The 18,073-nt window shown below is 58.5% G+C and carries 16 protein-coding genes; 7 read left to right on the forward strand and 9 right to left on the reverse strand.

Annotated elements, in window-relative coordinates; translation table 11 throughout:
* Positions 1 to 524 precede the first annotated feature (524 nt).
* Positions 525 to 2,840 carry a DNA/RNA non-specific endonuclease gene (locus tag ACYP5B_RS48160; RefSeq protein ID WP_459574486.1) on the reverse strand — a complete coding sequence of 772 codons (2,316 nt, stop codon included), beginning with the start codon at positions 2,838 to 2,840 and terminating at the stop codon, positions 525 to 527.
* A 657-nt stretch (positions 2,841 to 3,497) separates the two neighbouring features.
* On the opposite strand from ACYP5B_RS48160, the gene ACYP5B_RS48165 reads away from it, so the two are divergent.
* From ACYP5B_RS48165 to ACYP5B_RS48180, 4 genes are all read left to right on the forward strand, one after another.
* Complete coding sequence (locus ACYP5B_RS48165; RefSeq protein WP_459574487.1) at positions 3,498 to 4,529, forward strand: RNA-guided endonuclease InsQ/TnpB family protein; 1,032 nt, start codon at positions 3,498 to 3,500, stop codon at positions 4,527 to 4,529.
* 296 nt (positions 4,530 to 4,825) lie between these two features.
* Positions 4,826 to 4,948 (forward strand): hypothetical protein, encoded by a 123-nt coding sequence (locus tag ACYP5B_RS48170; RefSeq protein WP_459574488.1) that lies wholly within the window; start codon positions 4,826 to 4,828, stop codon positions 4,946 to 4,948.
* Between the two features lie 349 nt (positions 4,949 to 5,297).
* Positions 5,298 to 5,951 carry a hypothetical protein gene (locus ACYP5B_RS48175; protein WP_459574489.1) on the forward strand — a complete coding sequence of 218 codons (654 nt, stop codon included), beginning with the start codon at positions 5,298 to 5,300 and terminating at the stop codon, positions 5,949 to 5,951.
* A 356-nt stretch (positions 5,952 to 6,307) separates the two neighbouring features.
* Positions 6,308 to 7,117, forward strand: coding sequence for a hypothetical protein (locus tag ACYP5B_RS48180; RefSeq protein ID WP_459574490.1), 810 nt, complete (start codon positions 6,308 to 6,310; stop codon positions 7,115 to 7,117).
* A 123-nt stretch (positions 7,118 to 7,240) separates the two neighbouring features.
* Here the strand turns inward: ACYP5B_RS48180 and ACYP5B_RS48185 are convergent, their stop codons facing one another.
* Together ACYP5B_RS48185 and ACYP5B_RS48190 are read right to left on the reverse strand one after the other, a co-directional pair.
* Complete coding sequence (locus ACYP5B_RS48185; RefSeq protein WP_459574491.1) at positions 7,241 to 7,591, reverse strand: YHYH domain-containing protein; 351 nt, start codon at positions 7,589 to 7,591, stop codon at positions 7,241 to 7,243.
* A 192-nt stretch (positions 7,592 to 7,783) separates the two neighbouring features.
* Positions 7,784 to 8,023, reverse strand: coding sequence for a hypothetical protein (locus ACYP5B_RS48190; RefSeq protein ID WP_459574492.1), 240 nt, complete (start codon positions 8,021 to 8,023; stop codon positions 7,784 to 7,786).
* A gap of 66 nt (positions 8,024 to 8,089) precedes the next feature.
* Between ACYP5B_RS48190 and ACYP5B_RS48195 the strand changes: the two genes are divergently transcribed.
* Positions 8,090 to 9,148 carry a hypothetical protein gene (locus tag ACYP5B_RS48195; RefSeq protein WP_459574493.1) on the forward strand — a complete coding sequence of 353 codons (1,059 nt, stop codon included), beginning with the start codon at positions 8,090 to 8,092 and terminating at the stop codon, positions 9,146 to 9,148.
* Between the two features lie 33 nt (positions 9,149 to 9,181).
* Positions 9,182 to 10,012, forward strand: a complete 831-nt coding sequence (locus tag ACYP5B_RS48200; RefSeq protein ID WP_459574494.1) for a hypothetical protein — start codon at positions 9,182 to 9,184, stop codon at positions 10,010 to 10,012.
* A 110-nt stretch (positions 10,013 to 10,122) separates the two neighbouring features.
* Here the strand turns inward: ACYP5B_RS48200 and ACYP5B_RS48205 are convergent, their stop codons facing one another.
* The 5 genes from ACYP5B_RS48205 to ACYP5B_RS48225 form a co-directional block, all read right to left on the reverse strand.
* The gene (locus tag ACYP5B_RS48205) at positions 10,123 to 10,851 is read right to left on the reverse strand and encodes a hypothetical protein (RefSeq protein ID WP_459574637.1); all 729 of its coding nucleotides are present in this window, start codon (positions 10,849 to 10,851) and stop codon (positions 10,123 to 10,125) included.
* Positions 10,773 to 11,282 carry an HNH endonuclease gene (locus ACYP5B_RS48210; protein WP_459574495.1) on the reverse strand — a complete coding sequence of 170 codons (510 nt, stop codon included), beginning with the start codon at positions 11,280 to 11,282 and terminating at the stop codon, positions 10,773 to 10,775. Before ACYP5B_RS48210 ends, ACYP5B_RS48205 begins: the two co-directional genes overlap by 79 nt.
* A 140-nt stretch (positions 11,283 to 11,422) precedes the next feature.
* Positions 11,423 to 12,817: a UvrD-helicase domain-containing protein gene (locus ACYP5B_RS48215; RefSeq protein WP_459574496.1), complete on the reverse strand. Its 1,395-nt coding sequence runs from the start codon at positions 12,815 to 12,817 to the stop codon at positions 11,423 to 11,425.
* A complete protein-coding gene (locus ACYP5B_RS48220; RefSeq protein WP_459574499.1) occupies positions 12,810 to 14,534 on the reverse strand; it encodes an ATP-dependent nuclease in 1,725 nt (574 codons plus the stop codon). The genes ACYP5B_RS48215 and ACYP5B_RS48220 overlap by 8 nt, the downstream gene beginning before the upstream one ends.
* Positions 14,535 to 14,780: 246 nt before the next feature.
* Positions 14,781 to 15,206: an HU family DNA-binding protein gene (locus tag ACYP5B_RS48225; protein ID WP_459574501.1), complete on the reverse strand. Its 426-nt coding sequence runs from the start codon at positions 15,204 to 15,206 to the stop codon at positions 14,781 to 14,783.
* A gap of 406 nt (positions 15,207 to 15,612) precedes the next feature.
* Here ACYP5B_RS48225 and ACYP5B_RS48230 point away from each other — a divergent pair, with 406 nt between their 5' ends.
* Positions 15,613 to 16,110: a nitroreductase family protein gene (locus ACYP5B_RS48230; protein ID WP_459574503.1), complete on the forward strand. Its 498-nt coding sequence runs from the start codon at positions 15,613 to 15,615 to the stop codon at positions 16,108 to 16,110.
* 489 nt (positions 16,111 to 16,599) lie between these two features.
* Here the strand turns inward: ACYP5B_RS48230 and groL are convergent.
* Positions 16,600 to 18,073: chaperonin GroEL (gene groL / locus ACYP5B_RS48235; RefSeq protein WP_459574504.1), on the reverse strand; the 1,474-nt coding region annotated here is incomplete at its 5' end.

Consider the following 18,073-nt stretch of genomic DNA (forward strand, 5'->3'; position numbering starts at 1 on the left):
GTGGAAGGAATGGCGAATGCCAGTCTTGACAGCCGCTTTTCCGGCGACGACTTCGCAAGTGTGGCGGCGCCACATGTCCGAAACCCTAATGTTTACAAGGGTTTTGAGCAAACTGTTCGCAACCGCACATTTTTAAGAAATTTTTTTAATCACGATACTGGGGTTGATAGCCAGAAGTCTTGTGCATTCGGCTATTCGTGATGCTCGGCGATCGCGCGGACGAGCGACAGTCCGTGCCCGCTAGTTTTTGCCGCTCGAACTTCGCCACTAGAAGCGCTGCATTGCCTGCTGGCGTCAATCCCAGCCACTTCTCTAGTACGCGAAAGCACGTTTGCTGGCTCCGTCAAGATGCCACGTCCGGGATGACTGGTCAGCCGGCAGGAGATGGCTTCGCGGCTCCCCACAAAGCCCTGGTTGAAGGGCCGCCAGGGCCCTCCTCCGAGCACTGCCATCGACATGAGAAGCCCGAGTAGATGCGCCCTCCCCTCGTCGCCAGCGCTGCGCCTACCCTGGCAGCACTACGCTCAACGGAACTGCCCTGCCTCAACGGACGGCGAGGCTAGCGACATCGACTCCGCTCCCGCCCGCACATCGGCGCTCCGAACAAGGTCCCCGAAATCGAGCTTTGTAAGTGCCTCAATTTCCTCGACCGTTGTCAAGAATTCCGAAGCTCGAGCTACCTCATCAAGGTCTTCAAACGCCTCTGCCGCCGCCTCAGGCATCCCCTTGGTGAGCTTTTCAAGCACAGGGCGCTGATCCGCCCAAAGCGCAATGGACTTCAGCGTCTTGCCCTCCGCCCAGACTACTACCTTCCAAAACTTCATCGGGACCAGCACGCCGAATCGGTATTCCGGGTCTTTGTCGTCATCAAATATGGGACCGGCGAAAACACAGACACGCTTTCGCGTCGTGAACGCATTGCGCAGGACGTAGGTCTCGACGGTGCGCCAACGTAGCGCTCCCTTTGAACCGGGTGCATTCACCGGGCTGCCCTGGTTGAAGAATCCAAGCTGCGGCGCAGCATTCGTGTAGAAGAACGTGTCGCTTTCCGCCGCGACGGCTGCTTCCTCAGTACCCCAAGCCGGGTCACCTCGCAGCGTGATATGCCCTTTTTGGAACATTCGAGCCGTACGTGTCAACATAGCGCGAGTGTGGGCCTTCTTTTCCGCCGGGGAAGCATCCTTTGGCAGGGAGGGAGGCTTCGGAAAACCAGGGACGACCTGATCCTCGTAGAATTCCCGGGTCATTTGCTCGCTCCCAAGTACGCGCGGATCCGGACTGAAAGCGTCTGTTGCTTCCGCGCCCAGGTCGTGGAGGGTAGGATCAAGATTGACGGTCTTGTCCTCGCGGTTCACGGCGACCAGGCGACGCCCATCGATATTGCAGGCAGTGAAGGCTGCAAGCCGGCGTTCGGCATTCATGAGGATGGAGAAGTGGTGGTACTGCAACTCATGAGGATCCTCGACACCCTCATGGGGCATGCGGTTTTCCGCCAGCCGATAGCCAACGTTGCCATAGTCAGGCAGAGCCACGACAAACCCGGGGATGAACCCCGGCTCGTAACCCCCGCGGTCGCTGAAATCGAGTGGCTCGACGGTGCGCTTTTCCGGTCCGCACTCAAGCGTCTTCGGGCTTTGTGTGACGACTTTAGGAGGCGTGGGAGTTTTCTGCGGCTCCAGCAGCGGAGCCCGAACGCTGATTTCGATGGGGAAAGTCCAGGTGATAGCGCCGTCCGCATGGGTTACCGAGGCTCCGGAACGCGTCGACGATGGACTCTCTGGTGCATTACTCGCCTCGGGCAAAGCGGGCGCAGTTTCAGTAGGGCTCGCATCCCATAGCGCCAACGCATCCGCTATGGCTTGCCCGCTTGAATCTGCCAACACCGGAGCTCTGTTGCGCAAATCTTTCACAATCGCGCTGATGCGGATACCTTCGTTGACTTCCTTGCGAAGTGGCTTCCCATCGCGTCCCTTGATTTCCGTGAAGGGTTCACCCCAGTGATGCAAAGCGATGGGTTCCCAGCTGTTGTTCATGACCGGGGAACCAGACGATCCTTGCTCGGTATCGGCCAGGTAATGAAGCACCTGCTCTGTCTCATCACGGGAAACCAAGTTGTTCTCGCGTACGACGATTTGCTTCAGGTCACCGTTTGGATGCTGAATGATGTTCGCCAACTCGCCGAGCATGTGCTTGTCCTTCGCATCGGAAAGCGGCAGATGGCCAAACTCAGCGAGAGACTTTGGTCCCGATAGGCGCGCACCGATGGCGATGAGGGTGAAGTCCAAGCCTTCGATGGGATCGCTCACGAAGCAGGTACCCGGCTCAAACGCGAAGGACGTTACCGGGCGCTCTGTGCCGTCATCGGCTGCCTCGTAGTCGAACTGAACCATCAGCGTTTCGCTCTGCTCCGGACTGCCGATGACGTGATAGTTGGTTAGGAAGAGGCCAGGCGCCACGAGGAATCCGCTGCCTTGCGCCCGTCCGCTCCGAAATGCAACGCGACCCACAGCGCTGGCCGCTGTGCGCCCCCGCGTCAAAAACTCAACACCGACAATGTCAATAGTTGGTCCTTGCACCGCTTCCGCACCGTCAAGAGCCAGCGCGCCCTCCTTGTCGATGAGCTTTGCGGTGGTGGCAATCATTGTCGCCATTGCTTTGGCATCGCGCGGCGACAGTCGGGTCTTCCTAGCTATCCGCGCCGCCCTTCGCGTGTCGGAGGGCTCCGCCCCGAGAGGATTTCCGGCTTCAATTTGCACGAGAGAGTTCTCGATTTCCTGCGATTGCTTTGCGATTCTTGCTCTGACAATGGTCCGCAACCTTTCTTCGGTATCCCGATCCATGAATCCCCTCCGCAAGTTGTTGTTCGTGGTGCCGGGCGCACGTGAGACAGAGACGTCCCGGAACAAAAGATATAGCAGAGCAATTTGAACATTGCGCGACAGAGGCTGATGGCGCGTCAGGAGCGAACTGTTGACAAGTCAACGGCTCACTGGGATGGCGGAGAGATGAGGAACCAGGTGGCCGGCTGCACTGGCTGCCCTCTCCTTTTCGCCTCAGGCGTTCCCCCGACTATGGCGAGAGCCACCTGACGCGCAGCATGGGTGTACTTCAAGCTGACAGGTCGGAAATGCAAATACCGGCCAGTCGTGCTCCCTATTGGCAAGGGGAATGGTCGGGCAGTGCGACTTCGTTCAACACGAGAACACGCGGTCGTGCGACACGAAGATGCAGCAGCGACAGGGAACTGCCCATGCTGGCTGTGCCCGCAATCGGACTGTTACCAGGACGCGCGGAAAGCGCCGGCCTTTAGGCCGGAGATGCAGAGCGCATCGAGCGCAAACCTGAAGGTCCGACACAAAACATGGATCATGCGTACGCCTATACTATGCATGACCAATACGGACTTCACCACTCGCACCTTGCGCCTGCGCCTGAAAGACCGCCATGCAGCTTTGCTGCGTGCGCAAGCACGGGAGGTGAATTTCGTGTGAAACTATTTGAACGAGCTGTCGCTAAAAATCCTCCAGCGCGAAGGCCGATTTTGCTCCAGTGCGGAGCTGGACCGATACACGGCAGGCGCGACGAAGCAAGGCCTGTCTTTGCACTCGCAAACGGTGCAGGCTATCAGCAAGGAGCTGGTGACACGCCGCCGGCAGTTCAAGAAACGCCGCCTGGCGTGGCGCAAGTCAGCCGGTACACGGCGCTCGCTCGGCTGGATTCCGGTGAAGGCCTCGGCCTTGCGATACAGGGGCGGGCAGGTCTGGTACTGCGGCAAGCCACTCTCATTGTGGGACAGCTTTGGCCTGCAACAGTATGAGCTGGGCACAGGCTGCTTCAGCGAAGACAGCCGCGGACGATGGTATCTGAATGTCACCATCCAGCTCAAGCAGCCGCCGATGTCGCGAGAGACGAAGGCCGTTGGCATTGACCTCGGTCTGAAGGATTTCCTCGCTACGAGCGATGGGTTGAAGGTTGAGGCCCACCGCTTCCATCGCGACCTGGCACCGGCAATCGCCGCCGCCCAGCGCGCGAACAAGAAGCAGCGTGTCGCCGCACTTCACGCCAAGGTGAAGGCCCGGCGCAAGGACGCACTGCATAAACTCAGCACTGCGCTCGTCAAGGAGTACGGTGCCATCTTCATCGGCAACGTGAACGCGTCCGCCCTGGCGCAAACTCGACTGGCAAAGTCGGTGCTCGACGCAGGCTGGAGCGCGTTCCGGACCATGTTGCAGTACAAGGGCGCAGACGCCGGCGTATGGTTCGAGGAAGTCGACGAAGCGTATTCAACCCAGACCTGTTCGTGCTGCGATACGCGCACCGGACCGAAAGGTGTCGCAGGTCTTGGAATGAGAAGCTGGGCATGTGAGGTCTGCGGCACGCTGCACGACCGTGACGTCAACGCAGCAAAGAACATCCTCAAGAAGGGGATGCTCGCCCGTGCCGTAGGCACGGGACTGCAAGGCGGCTCGACATCTTCCAGTTTCGCGGCCGGACGTGGCCGTCTTGCAGAAGGAATCCCCGCCCTTTAGGGCGGGCGAGGACGTCAAGACCTCCCACAGCCGTTTTACCGAACACGCTAACTCCCGTAGACTCCGCAGGGCGCGCAAAAATATGCGACATGGAAGACATTCGCGCAGATTTTCACCAGAATCAAGCCAACATGCGCAGATAAAACGATACGCAAAATCTATAGAATACTTATCTGCGATCGACTCGACGCCATTTTTATGACTGTCGGCTTTGCCGCGAGGGAACGCAGAGTTTCGCGCCAAGGAACGTCAACAGATTCGGCAATTGATCGCTCGATGTTTTTCAGCATCTACCCATGTTCAAGTTAATCCTCATTTTGGCCGCGTTTGCCGCGGCGATCATGGCAACTCATCCCTCTGCGTTTGCGGCTGACAGTTTCGAAAGCGACCGGATTCCGGACTACCTGCAATATCCTTGAGTTTAGTGCGGGAAGCCTGGCGGATCTCGCAATTCAGTCTCCCAGCTCAGCATCCGCATGCCCTGGCGGCGCTCCTCTTTGCGCGTTAGCTCTTCGCTCAGCCGCCCAAGCATTGAACTCATCAAACGGTAAGAGATTGCGGCTTTCCAGCCAGCTGGAGCGAATGCCAGCAATGCCAAATATCATTCGCTATCTCCACTTCCCCCTTTCGTTGGGCGCATATTGCAATGCAGGGTTGAGTGAGGTGACGTATCCTCACAGCCTACTGCTTTGTGCACCTTGGCTACCTGCGGATGCTTCGTGCTCTTGAGCAGCGACAAAAAAATGTGAATATTCGGAGGTAGTTTCTATGATCAAGAATATTTCTCTCGGTGTTGCAATCAGCGCGCTAACGCTGGTTCTCGCGCCGTCTTCCCTTTGGGCTGCAGATGCGAAGTGCAGTTCCCCCGAAGCGCTGCTGAACACGCAGGTTAAGCCGGAGGAGGTCAAGCCTTTATTCGCTCCAAACCGCGCGCTCGTGGCAACATCGACGACCAAGGACTTGGAGATCAAGGGCGAACAGCTTAATGAATTTGATACAGCGCTAACGACCTACCAGGTCAAAACGGACGGTACGTTGGCAGTGTTGACCAACACGGCGTCGGCCAGCGGCAACGAGTTCCTCACCATCTATTCGTTCAAACAGTATCGCTCTGATGGCAAGGAAAAATACGGGGTCGCCATTCAGATGAATATCCGCTACACATCTACCAGCGGATCCCTTTCACTGGCGAACCTGTTTGGCTTCCTTTCTGCCAACGCAAGTGCGAGCAAGTTCAACGGATCAGTGAGCTTGTCAGTGCACGGGCTGTATAACGCGAAGGTTGCAGCATTGCTGCCCCTCCCCTCCAAACTGGATGACACTGCGGCAGCCCAGTACTTCTCGTATATGGGAGCCCTGAAGAACTTGATTACGGACCAGGGAACAACAGTTGACCCTGTTCTGATTTCGGAGTGCATCTGAGCAAGACGGGATAACGATTCTGCTCATCAAGCTCCTACGCTGGGAAAGGTATCGGCACACCAGCGCAGGGGCCGCGCTAGATAGGAGCGTCACCTGGCTGGCCTTGGGGGGCGAAGTGGGCTGCAGGCAGCTGTGTTGCCCACATAAAACTGCAACGGGTTTCATCCCGCGTTCCGGTCGGATGCCGCGCTTACACTCGCTCGGCCGCCGCTGCGATAACAGTGGTATTCCCGGTCCTGCGGTTGGTATGGCCTTCGTCTCTGTCTAGCCCGCCACCATAGGCGTGCGATCGGCGCCGAGGTAGACGTATGGCCCAGCGACCACAAACGAAGCGACTAGCAAAAGGGAGATTGGAGATGGGATTTATGACTCGGGCGGCTATGGCCGCTTTGCAGATTTCAGCGACGCTAACACTCTTGGCGCCTCTTCCTGGGGATGTATGGGCCGCATCAGAAGCCAACACGCCCAAGGATGCCGTTCGCATCACGATGTACGATGACGGGAAATCCTGTCCTGGCGGCTGTGATGCCCACGTTGTCTTCGAGCCAGCACTCAACTCTACGCAATACGCGCATGCTCCATCGAGCCAGTCCGCTCCATTCAAAGCATGCGTCAACGGTGCAAATTGTGAAATCTGTCTGCTGCCGGGTCTTGAGCAGTGCCTCACGGTGACCTACCGCGGCGCCGGCCCTGGTAAGCGGACGTTTGATTTTACCCCGGCCTTCTTTGAGTCGCGCTGCAAGGATGCTGATGCGCCAGATTTGCTCAAGGCGAAGTGCCAGGAGCTTGAGAGTGCAGCAGCCAGCCTGCGGAACAGGCTCAATTGTTTCGCGAGTCCGGAGAATGCGGCTTGTAAAGCCATCATGGACGATGCGAAAGCAAAGCAGGCGGCGGACCTACCTGTATACGAAGCGTGCAAGAAGGCTACCGAGAAGGTGTTTAACAAAGGTAAGCCCAAGAGCCAGCAACGATCCAATGACTGCGCCTATGAGGCCATTGCCACAGGAGGACCAAACAGCAAAGGCACCAAGTGGCGGAGGCTCATGCCTGGAGCTTGCCGCACTGGCACGTATGTCGGTCGTGACGGGCTTGATTGCTGCAGCGGCAGCACTCTTCGAGATGGACCGCTTGGCGTCGAGTGCAAAGCGTTCTATCCGAAAAGCTGATACGTCTGGACCGCTTTGCGGTCGGGCAGCCAGGGCGACAGCGCAGCATTGATTGCCGATGGCAGCGAGGTCTGTACAGGCCTCGCTGAATCCTGGTCGAGCAGCCCTCCCGCAAACCCGCGCCTAACACCCGCCGTAGTTTTTCCGCCCGCTCGCCGTAATCGTGTACGTCCCACCACGCGGCCCGGTGTAGCACTTGAGGCCGGGCGACGCGCTGCCGGTTGATGCGAAGGAATTTGCTGTGCGGGCTGATGTCGCGTTGTGGTCGGGCGCAGCGCTTACGGCGGCTCGCCCGCCCCCGCGATGGCAATGGTATTCGCCGGTCTTGCGGTTGGTATGGCATCCGTTTGCGTCAAGGCCACCACCATGAGCGTGCGCGGTTCCGGACAGTGCGACGCAGACGAACCAAACCGCCAGAGCGCTTATGCGGTCCGCCCGAACTTGCCGGGCAGATACCGCGGAGGATGCGCGCATACGACCCCTCGAATTTGTTGTATTTTTGCGCAGACAGGAGCGAGAACTTCCGTTGCGATGGGGCAATTCTCACGCCATACGTGTAGGTGCGCCATCCCTCCAGAGAGGGAGGTGTCGGGGCAGACTTCCGGCGCTGTCTCGAAGGACAACCAGGAGGCCGCTGCCCTGGCTGCCCTACTCCCCCTCCTCGCATCAGCCCTTCCCGGCTAGCCGCCCGATCTCCTCCAGCACCAAACCCTTGAACTGCTCGAACACTACCCAGTTGTTGAATTCAGCACTCCAAAATCCCCGCCCGCGGCAAATCGGTTCGACGAGTTCGCGAACCGGCTCACAGATTGGGTGGAAGATCGCAATGTTGTTTCTCGGCAATTCCCGAACCCGCACCGTCACGCCCAGCACGGAAAACGTCCATACTCCGTCTCGTTGAAACATCTGACCCTCCTCGTTGAAAGTGAGGTCAGGTTAGTTGGCAGGACGCGAAAGAATCAGCCATCAACAGTGGACAAAACTGTGGCGAACAGAAATTTATCCATAAAAATCAATGGCATAGATGGGTTGTCAGCCGTCGAGCCAAACCCGACGCCGGCCGAGGAAGAAGCGGCACTAGAGGCTTTCCTAGAGTTCTTCTGCCGGCCAGATGAGCGCGAAACCTTGGCGCTGAAGATGGCCCGCGCACTAGCAGAGGCCGCCCTAGAGCGATTGCGGGCCGGCAAGCAACGGGCGGAATTCAATTCAGCGAACGTGGCGGAAATGGTCGGCAACAACGTGGCCCCGGAGGCCGCCACCAGTTGGCTGTCCAGCATATGGACGACGCTAAAGCGCCGTCTGGATCAGCGCGAGGCTGGTATGCAGGACACGATCCGCCAGGCAGGCCTTCCCTACTACGCTTGGCCGAAGAAGACCGCAAGCAGCGGCGGCGCCGGAAACAGCTCCACCTACGCGATGGGATTTGTACCGCTGCCAGAGGTAGACGGCCAAACGGCCCCGCTGCCACCCGGAGGCATAGCGTACGTGCGTGACGTGACCTTGAGCCCAGCATTCTGGGTGAGACCGCTGGTGAAGGCCGGCTTTGTGCTGAAAGGATGGCGTCGGTATCTGTTCCTTGGGTACGGCTTGGGCGGACTCGCGTTCGTCGGCGGCTTTCTTGCTTTCCTTTGGCTGATTATCACCACCCAAGCGACGCGGTTGCCGAGCGGCGAGATTTTCGCGCTACTGCTTCTCGCAGGCATGGTGGCCTGGTCGGGGTATGCTCTCCTCCGTCCGTTCTGGAGGCTCATCGACCTGCGCATCATCATGGCCCCCGATGCTCTACTGTCCCTTAGCGAACGAGGCGTCCAGCTTGAAGCCGCGAAGGAAACGACAGCGAACGGCGGTGCACTTCGAGTTATTCGACTTGTTCGATACTCCGGACGCTGCCCCGTTTGCGGAGAAGATGTTCACCTGCAGGATGGGCGAAAGGAGTTTCCAGGCCGACTGGTCGGAAGGTGTGACGAGCATCCGGCCGAGCATGTCTTTTCGTTCGACCGGCATACGAAGGTAGGCAAGCCGCTGCGGTAGGGCCGCCCCACTAGAACAAAACTAGAATAGCGAATGGACGACGAACTACGGTCTCTCACGGACGAGGTCCTGCTCAAGATGGGGCGGAACCTACTTCTGAATCAGCAGGTGGAACACCTATTGAAGGCCATACTGGGACTTGCAAGGATCGAGGGGACACCGGCGGACACCGCGACTCGACTTGAGGCGCGAAATGCAGCCCTAACGACGACATCCATGGGTGGACTGCAAAGAAGATTTCGCAGCGAACTTCTTACAGCGCCGGAAGAGCATTCTCAAAATCGCGAACCGGTTGACCCTTCCCAACCTTGGTTCAGCACGGCATTCCGGTTCGACCTTGAGCCGGCCGACAGAGAGGCCCTGGAAGCTGACCTTGATGCGCTAACCGCTGAGCGCAACGAGCTCGCGCACCATTTCCTGCCGCGTTGGCAACCTGGTTCAGCTTCGTCGATGGCCGAGGCTAGCGCTCATCTGGAGCAGCAGCGAGAGAAGATCCTCGCCATGCATAATCGCCTCAAATCGATGCATGCTTCGATGGCCGAGACCCTTCAGATGGCTGCGGATTTTTGGTCGTCCAGCGAAGGTACAGCCGCCGTTGAGCTCGTTCATCTCCAGAGCAGCAGGTTGATTGAATTGCTCACAGAAGCTGCAGCATCTCCGAAGCGACCAGATGGGTGGACCGACTTAGCTTACGCTGCGGACATAGTACAACGCCTGGAACCCGACGCGCTGGCGAAACGCAAGGAGCGTTATGGCGAGCGGAGCCTGAAGGCATTGGCCCTCAAATCCGGATTGCTCGAGGTCGCAGAAGAGATGCTTCCGCAAGGCACGCGGACGCTGATTCGCCCACGCGCGGGCAGCTAGGACCAGGCAAGACAAAGAAAGGAAACCCTAGGCTTCCGGCAATGGTGCCGGAAGGTCTGCGACAGGTGCGCCGAGTTGGGAAATCCGCGACCCGACTTCGAGAATGTGGCTCATCCGTCTATTCTTCGGCCTCGCCCAGATGCGGCCACCAGAGACTCGATATTTTTGAGAACTGGGTTAGGAACACTCCCGTTTTTATGTGCAATGTAGTGGGGCATGGGTAGCTCTACCGACGACTGCAATTGCCGCGATAGTACAAGAACCCGGCCAACACCCACCCGGTCTAGATCATTGCTGTCCAAACATTCAATGTCAGCACACTTGACGGTCCAGTTTATGGAGCCGTCAAGATTCAAATTTACAAGAACACCCTCGGCGGAGGCGGTTATTATGATTGTAACGCACCCCTCAATTCCCAACATCCCGTCCATATAGGGATCCTTGGGTCTACCGAAATTCGTCACTGCCAGAATGTCTGGAGTCTCGCCTTCTGGATGAGAGAAAAGTGCGCGGTACAGCTCCTCGGCATACCTAGTCTCAAGTGCTCGCTCTCCAAAGAGGCAATAAGCAGAGCCAATGGCTAGCTTGGCGAGAAACCTTATCGCATGGTGGAGATACATCGAGAAGCCGCCCTTCCCAGCATTCTGTCCCGAGCAGTAATCGAAAAGGAAGGCGGTCCGCTCGATGTCCAAGTCGTCGGGTTGCGAAAATCCCATCGTCTTGAGGTCAATTCCGGTCACGTCGGTACAGACTATCTTCTTCACCTTCCGACCAACAAACGCAGCCTTGAACGTCTGAATCGTGCGCCAAGGATCTGTGTGTGACTTGGCAGAAAACATAAAGTACGCGCGCGAGTGAGCAGTTTTAGTTGTCCTGGGATTCCCCCCATGTACCAGTACAGGCTCTCATCAACGGGTCGAACCCAAAACACTCTCTCTCCTGCAGGACCTAGCCAAACCTCAAAGCACTCATCAGGCTGTATAGCAGGGAGCGGGACATCCTCTAGCCCCATGCAAATCAGCGGAAGGCCTACACCAGCCGATGGGTCATAGGTCTTGTGTGCGGCCATCGAAAGCGTGGACGACACAACCCAATCCTTCTCGAAGCCAGCGTCAACAAACAAACCGAGATTGTTGTTGCAGCGCTGGCAGACATCTCTAGTCTTGAGCCAATCAGGCGCGTATGCACCTCCCAGAAACTGGGGGATCACGTGCTCCAAGGTTAAATCTGATTGATGAACGATCTTCTTACAGTAGATGCAGCGTCTCATATGCTGGGAGGTAGTGCATATGGCGTCGACTTATAGTCGATGCTGGTTGCCGATTCCGCAAGCATTTGGGGGACTGAGTATGCCTCGCACTGCCGGAAAGAGGGAATTAGCCGAACCCGAATAATCTGCGCGTTAGAACATCAATTCTTGGGGGCCGCCAGTCGCAGGGTGGCTTCCGAGGAGGTGACCTTCAAAGAACGGGTGGCTCGCGAGATTGCAACATAGAACAGCTTTGCCTGCGCGAACTGCTCATTCGTGTAGTGCACGGCGCCAGGCACCACAACGTGGTCGAATTCGAGCCCCTTCAATAGCAAGGGGGTCGAAACAGTACGACGCGGTAGACGGCGACCTGTCAGGGTGGTTCGCTGACGTACGCGTTCTGCCGCTTCGACCATTCCGGTACTGCGGCCTGCCGAAACATCAGACAACGCACGCTCAACGTCGCGCCACAGTTCGCCTCGAAACAGGCGATATCGGGAGCGACGTCGAATGAGGTCAAACACCGCCGCGCCTGCAGCCTCAGCATTCGGACCAAATGTCTCAACTCTGAGCCGCGCAATCTCAACATTGATAGCCTTGTCGGCGTCCGACTCCTCTTCGCCGTCTGCCAGGGGGCGGATATTGAAGCAGTCATCCACCAATGACTTGATAGCCAGCGTGCGATCGCGCAGCGACTCGGATGCATCCCAGGCATTGCAGAACTCCGATAGGCGACGGGCCGCCATCTCTTCGATGGCTTGGTATCCACCAGCAGTCGCGCCAGCTATTCTGTAGCAGATTCCCTTGTTACAGTGAATTGCTGCAACCGTTTCGCTACCAGCATCGAACCCCTCGAAGAGCGCTGCCATGTCGAAGGCTGAACCAGACACTTGAAAGGAGATTGGACCCGCGGAAAGATCAATACCCTCGCCGCATATCAGCCGCTCTCTAGCAAACGCCACCCAGCGCCCCAGCTCGGGATTTTTCTCCCTCCACCGATACGGAACATCCAGCGTATCTACCAATGGGAAGGAAGAAAACACATCCCTGTCCCATGACAGGCTGGCTCCTGCGAACTCGAAGATTCCCTGCATCGGATCGCCGAAGACCAATGTCGGCACAATGTTCGCGAGCGTCTTCGCAAGTTCGTGTTGAAGCCAATGGCAGTCTTGGTATTCGTCAATCAGAATCCGGTCGTACGACGCCTCAATGACCTCACGTACAGCCGGCACCTGCAAAGCGCGGAGTGTCCCCTCATACAATTCGTCCCATTCGCGGCCTTGCGGCATACCGTCACATGGCTGTGCCGCACCCGGGAAAGCATGCGCATAGCGCATGCACCATCCAGCGATCGTGTCGACCGCCGCTCCATTATGCGGGACCTTTAACCGCTTAAGCCTTGCTCGCAACGCGTGCACGCCGGCGTGGGTATGAGTCAGGATAAGGGCCCGCCTACCGAGCCCTGCCACCTTCGCGATCAGCTCCGTTTTCCCATGACCAGCTGGCGCCACAATGGCTCCATTGCCGACCCGAACCAAGTCTTCGGCGTTAAGCATAAAGCCAATCCTCAGCGGCTGCGAGCGTCACGGCCAATGGCGATTCTGGGTTGGAAGCAGCAATATCCCAGGCAATGGGTCCTAGCCCCCGTCCGATGCGCTGGTCCTTAAACCACTTCTTCGCAACGAAGACGCCAGCAATCTTGTCGCGCAGCACCGCTCCACTATGTTCGGACAGTAGCTCCCAAACGTCGAAATCAGCGCTCAGAGCTTCGCGTTCCAAATCAAGGGCAGGAAGCAAATTGTCGTTAATCTTGTGCAGTCCTCGCTCCTCTCGCGCGTATGCGAGCAGACGCTGGACCTGCTCGTCGTTGGCCGCAGAAAAGAGCGCATGCTCTACGTCCAGGTTGCCTCCGTACTCAAAAACAGGTATCGCCGCAGCGGCGAGCGATGCAATGCTATCGGGCAACAGCGGTACATCCGAGTCCCGATAAACCGCCACCGCATAGCCAAGCATTGCCAAGTCGAGCGCCATGGCGACGGTCTGCCCTCCATTGCCATCAGCAATCGCGGCACCGTTGTGCTCGAAGGGCATGTCTTCATGCCGGGGCGGCCAAAATTCCCTAACGCCGTTGAGCATCCCAACTTCCGTCATGCCCTCCGACACAAGGATCCTGCGTGCGAAGAGTGCACGCGGATTAAATCGTATCAAAGCGTGAAGCTTGTCTGCAACCGGAGGCTTAAGCACCGTTGTAGCGCGCGCCGGCCTCGCCGTGCGGCACACAAACAAAGAACCAGCACCAGCTTCTCCGATAGCAATGTCGGAATGGGTCGTAAGGATAATCTGGCCTAGTGGACGTGCGGCTTGATTCGCCACAGTTTGGTCTCGCTTGATCTGGGAAATGGCGCCCATGATTCGATGCGGCTCCAGACCGTGCTCGATTTCATCAACGAGAACTATCGCACCTTCTGACACCGCGGACTTCTGGATTGCGAGCGTTGCGAGACGCTTGGTACCCAAGCCGGCCAGCCTCAAAGGTATTCCAGCATCATGTAGCGCTATTGACCCAGATGACAATCCGCTCCGACCCAGTTCTAGCCCTGGACCGTAGTCGCCTTCGACGTACGCTCCCATGCTTTTCGCAAATCCTTGAGCGGCAGTCGCGGCCTTCACCAAGGATTCAATTTCGCCCAGATTGGCACTTTCTCGAGCCGCTCTATAAGCTACTGCCAGCCTGGCAGAAGCCTCCTCACTGTCGCCAGTGAGCCTAGAGAGAACGGAGCCTTGCCCCCAAGCCAAATGGCGGGCATCCTCGCCCGCAAGTCGAACCAAGCCAAAGAGGGCTCGATCGCGGTTGGACAGCGTCCGGCTATCCTCGATTCTGTTGCAGCAGACTTCCCAAACTGGCTCTAAGGTGGCGCCCACCGTAAGGCGCACGGTCAGTACAGGCTCGTCGTCACCCTCTGCTTCGTCACGAATGATTCCCGCTGACGTCCACCCTCGGATGTACAGACCAAACCGCTCATCGGACTTGAGGGCCTTTGACAACTCGCCCACGGTCACCTCGATGAGAATGGTCCGGCCGGTGTCTCCACCAATGAAATCGGCCTCAGAAAAGCTAAGCCAGCGCGACGACAGTGCGGCCTCTATAGCGTCAAGGATGGTAGATTTCCCCGAGTCGCCCGGACCGATAAGACAACAAAACGGAAGACGAGGAGACCAGTCTAGGAAAGCGATTCCCCTGAAATTATGTACCGTTAGGTGCCGAATCTGCATTGGTTAATCGTGTTCATGCCCACCAAGCGGCTTCTTAACGCGCCGTCCCAGGATCGCGTTGCGCGATAGGCGAGCGCTGCGCGATCCGGCTTTCATACTCATTACATATTCCGACCATACCTCCGTCGGAGGAGACGGTCGTTTCTATGATACACGCCTCGAACCGTACGAGATGAGAGGCGGACCAAACAAAAGAAAGAAGGGAAACCATGGCTCCCCTTCTTTCGCTACAGGCTGCCGCAGATCTTACAGCGCGGCGTCCTTCAGCTTCTTCAGCGGGCGGACCTTCACCTTGACGGACGCGGGCTTGGCAGCGAACCACTGGTCTTGACCCGTAAACGGATTCTTGCCGAAACGCTTCTTCGTGGCCGGTACCTGGATCGCCGACACCTTAAACAGGCCCGGCAGCGTGAATTCGCCAGCGCCCTTCTTGTGAATCGCGCTCACAATCGTGTTCTCAAGATGGGCCAGGACGGTCTGCACGGCCTTCTTGTCCAGCTCAGTCTGGGCGACCAGGTGGGCGAGCAGGCTCGATTTGTTAAACGTTTCCTTCAGCGGCTTCGCTACAGGCGCAGATGCAGCCTTCTTCGCCGCGGGTGCGGCCTTCTTCGCCGGTGCTACCGCCTTCTTAGCCGCAGTCTCCGTGGCGGCGGCCGTCTTCTTCGTTGCCATTTTGCTCCTCTCGCAAAACACCGGCTTTATTGCCGGAATTTGCGGAGCATAGCGAAAAGCTCCAGGTGAGTCCATGCGTAATCACCAGCAAAACAGGTAAGCATTATCACGCTCGAGGCACCGCTTGCGAACGCAGGCCTTCAGCTGCGACGTTTGTCATGCGCAGCGGTTCATTTTCAAGTAACGCAATGCGAAATTCGCAGTTTGCCGCGGCGCAGCAATATGGCACGCTTTCCCCAACCGCACCGGCTTCCGGCAGACACCGCCGGGTGCCTGTGACCCAGCTGCCCCCGATACTGCTCGTCTTTCTAGGAGTTCCGATGTCTGAGCCACGCACGACTGAACATGAGATCCATCCTCTTTTTCTGCAGCGCTGGTCTCCGCGCCCATCGACGAGGCGACGCTCTTGCGCTTCTTTGAAGCTGCCCGCTGGGCGCCGTCGGGGTACAACGCGCAGCCGTGGCGTTTCATCTACGCCCACCGAGATACGTCGGAGTGGCAACCAGTTTTCTCGGCGCTCTCCGAATATAACCAAGGATGGGCAGCGCGCACGTCCGCCCTGGTGGTGATCCTGTCGCGTACGGTCTGGAACCCACCCGGCAAGACTGAGCCGCAGGCGATAACGACGCATTCCTTTGATGCCGGCGCGGCCTGGGCCAACCTGGCCTTGCAGGTCACCCTTTCGGGCTGGCACGCCCACGGCATCGGCGGCTTCGACAATGACCGGTTGCGTGACGCGCTGGGGGTGCCGCAAGACTATGCCATCGAGGCCGTAGTCGCCATTGGTAGGCAAGGCGAGAAGTCGCTGCTCCCCGAGGCATTGCAAGCGCGCGAGCACCCGAACCAGCGCCAACCGCTCAGCCAACTGGTGGCACATGGGCGTTTCGCGTTTGAGGCAGATTGAGTTCCGGGCGCGGCAGGGATGGAGGCCCGCCCCGCGAAGAAGGCAAGCCAGCGTCAAGGCTGCCGGCCAGATTATTTCATGATAGTGAAAGTATATCGAGGCGGTGACGGGAGCTGTTCGAACTCGCACCCTTCCGCGGCTGCCAGCAGCCTACAGCGTCGTTTCTCTAACGATGCCAGCGCATCGCGATCGTGGAGTGTTAGGGCAACCAGGAACGAGCGCTAACGGCTGGTCGTCGCTACGCCCTTACGACGGCCATTGCGGTCAAGCGGTTCGGGAAAAAGTCGCCCCCCCTTTGCTCATGCACTCCACGTGCGTTCTACCATCCGCGCCGAGCGTTCTATGTCGGCGAGAACCACTGACACCCATACCCCGGCATTGGTGCGCGTGCCAGCGTGGATTCCAAACAAAAACCCCCGAAGGTTCGCACCCGCGGGGGTTTTGTTTTGACAGGCTGCCGGCAAAAAAACAGCAGTCAGTCGGCACAAATTACATCATGCCGTCCATTCCGCCCATGCCACCCATACCGCCCGGCATTGCCGGAGCCGAGTCTTCCTTCGCCGATTCGGCCACGGCGCAGTCGGTCGTCAGCATCAGCGAAGCCACCGAAGCAGCGTTCTGCAGTGCGGTGCGGGTGACCTTGGTCGGGTCCAGCACGCCCATTTCGACCAGGTCGCCGTACTCGCCAGAAGCAGCGTTGTAGCCGTAGTTGCCCTTGCCTTCGATGACCTTGGCCACCACTACCGAGGCTTCTTCCCCGGCGTTCAGCACGATCTGGCGCAGCGGCTCTTCCATGGCGCGCAGCACAATCTTGATACCGGCGTTCTGGTCGGCGTTGTCGCCGGTCAGTGCCGAGATCGCAGCGCGGGCACGCAGCAGGGCCACACCGCCGCCAGGGACGATGCCTTCTTCCACCGCAGCGCGGGTGGCGTGCAGGGCGTCTTCCACGCGGGCCTTCTTTTCCTTCATTTCGACTTCGGTGGCAGCGCCAACCTTGATCACGGCAACACCGCCGGCCAGCTTGGCCACGCGCTCTTGCAGCTTTTCACGGTCGTAGTCCGAGGTCGCTTCTTCGATCTGGGCACGGATTTGCTTCACACGACCTTCGATCGCAGCTGCGTCGCCGGCGCCGTCGATGATGATGGTGTTTTCCTTGCCGATCTCGATGCGCTTGGCCTGGCCCAGGTCGTTCAGGGTGGCCTTTTCCAGCGTCAGGCCGATTTCTTCAGCGATGACGGTGCCGCCGGTCAGGATGGCGATGTCTTCCAGCATGGCCTTGCGGCGGTCGCCGAAGCCCGGAGCCTTGACGGCGGCGGTCTTCAGGATGCCACGGATGTTGTTGACCACCAGGGTCGCCAGGGCTTCGCCCTCGACGTCTTCAGCGATGATCAGCAGCGGGCGGCCGGCCTTGGCCACTTGCTCCAGCACCGGCAGCAGGTCGCGGATGTTCGAGACCTTCTTGTCGAACAGCAGCACGAACGGGCTGTCCAGCTGGACAACCTGCTTTTCCGGGTTGTTGATGAAGTACGGCGACAGGTAGCCGCGGTCGAACTGCATACCTTCCACGACGTCCAGCTCATCGGCCAGCGACTTGCCGTCTTCAACCGTGATTACGCCTTCCTTGCCGACCTTGTCCATGGCTTCGGCGATGCGCTCACCAATCGAGGTGTCGCTGTTGGCCGAGATCGCGCCAACCTGGGCGATTTCCTTGCTGGTGGTGGTGGGCTTGCTGACCTTCTTCAGCTCTTCCACGGCAGCGACGACAGCCTTGTCGATACCGCGCTTCAGGTCCATCGGGTTCATGCCGGCGGCAACGTACTTCATGCCTTCGCGCACGATCGACTGGGCCAGCACGGTTGCGGTGGTCGTACCGTCACCGGCGTTGTCGCTGGTCTTGGAAGCCACTTCCTTGACCATTTGCGCGCCCATGTTCTGCAGCTTGTCCTTCAGCTCGATTTCCTTG

Source organism: Cupriavidus sp. 8B (assembly GCF_054589115.1).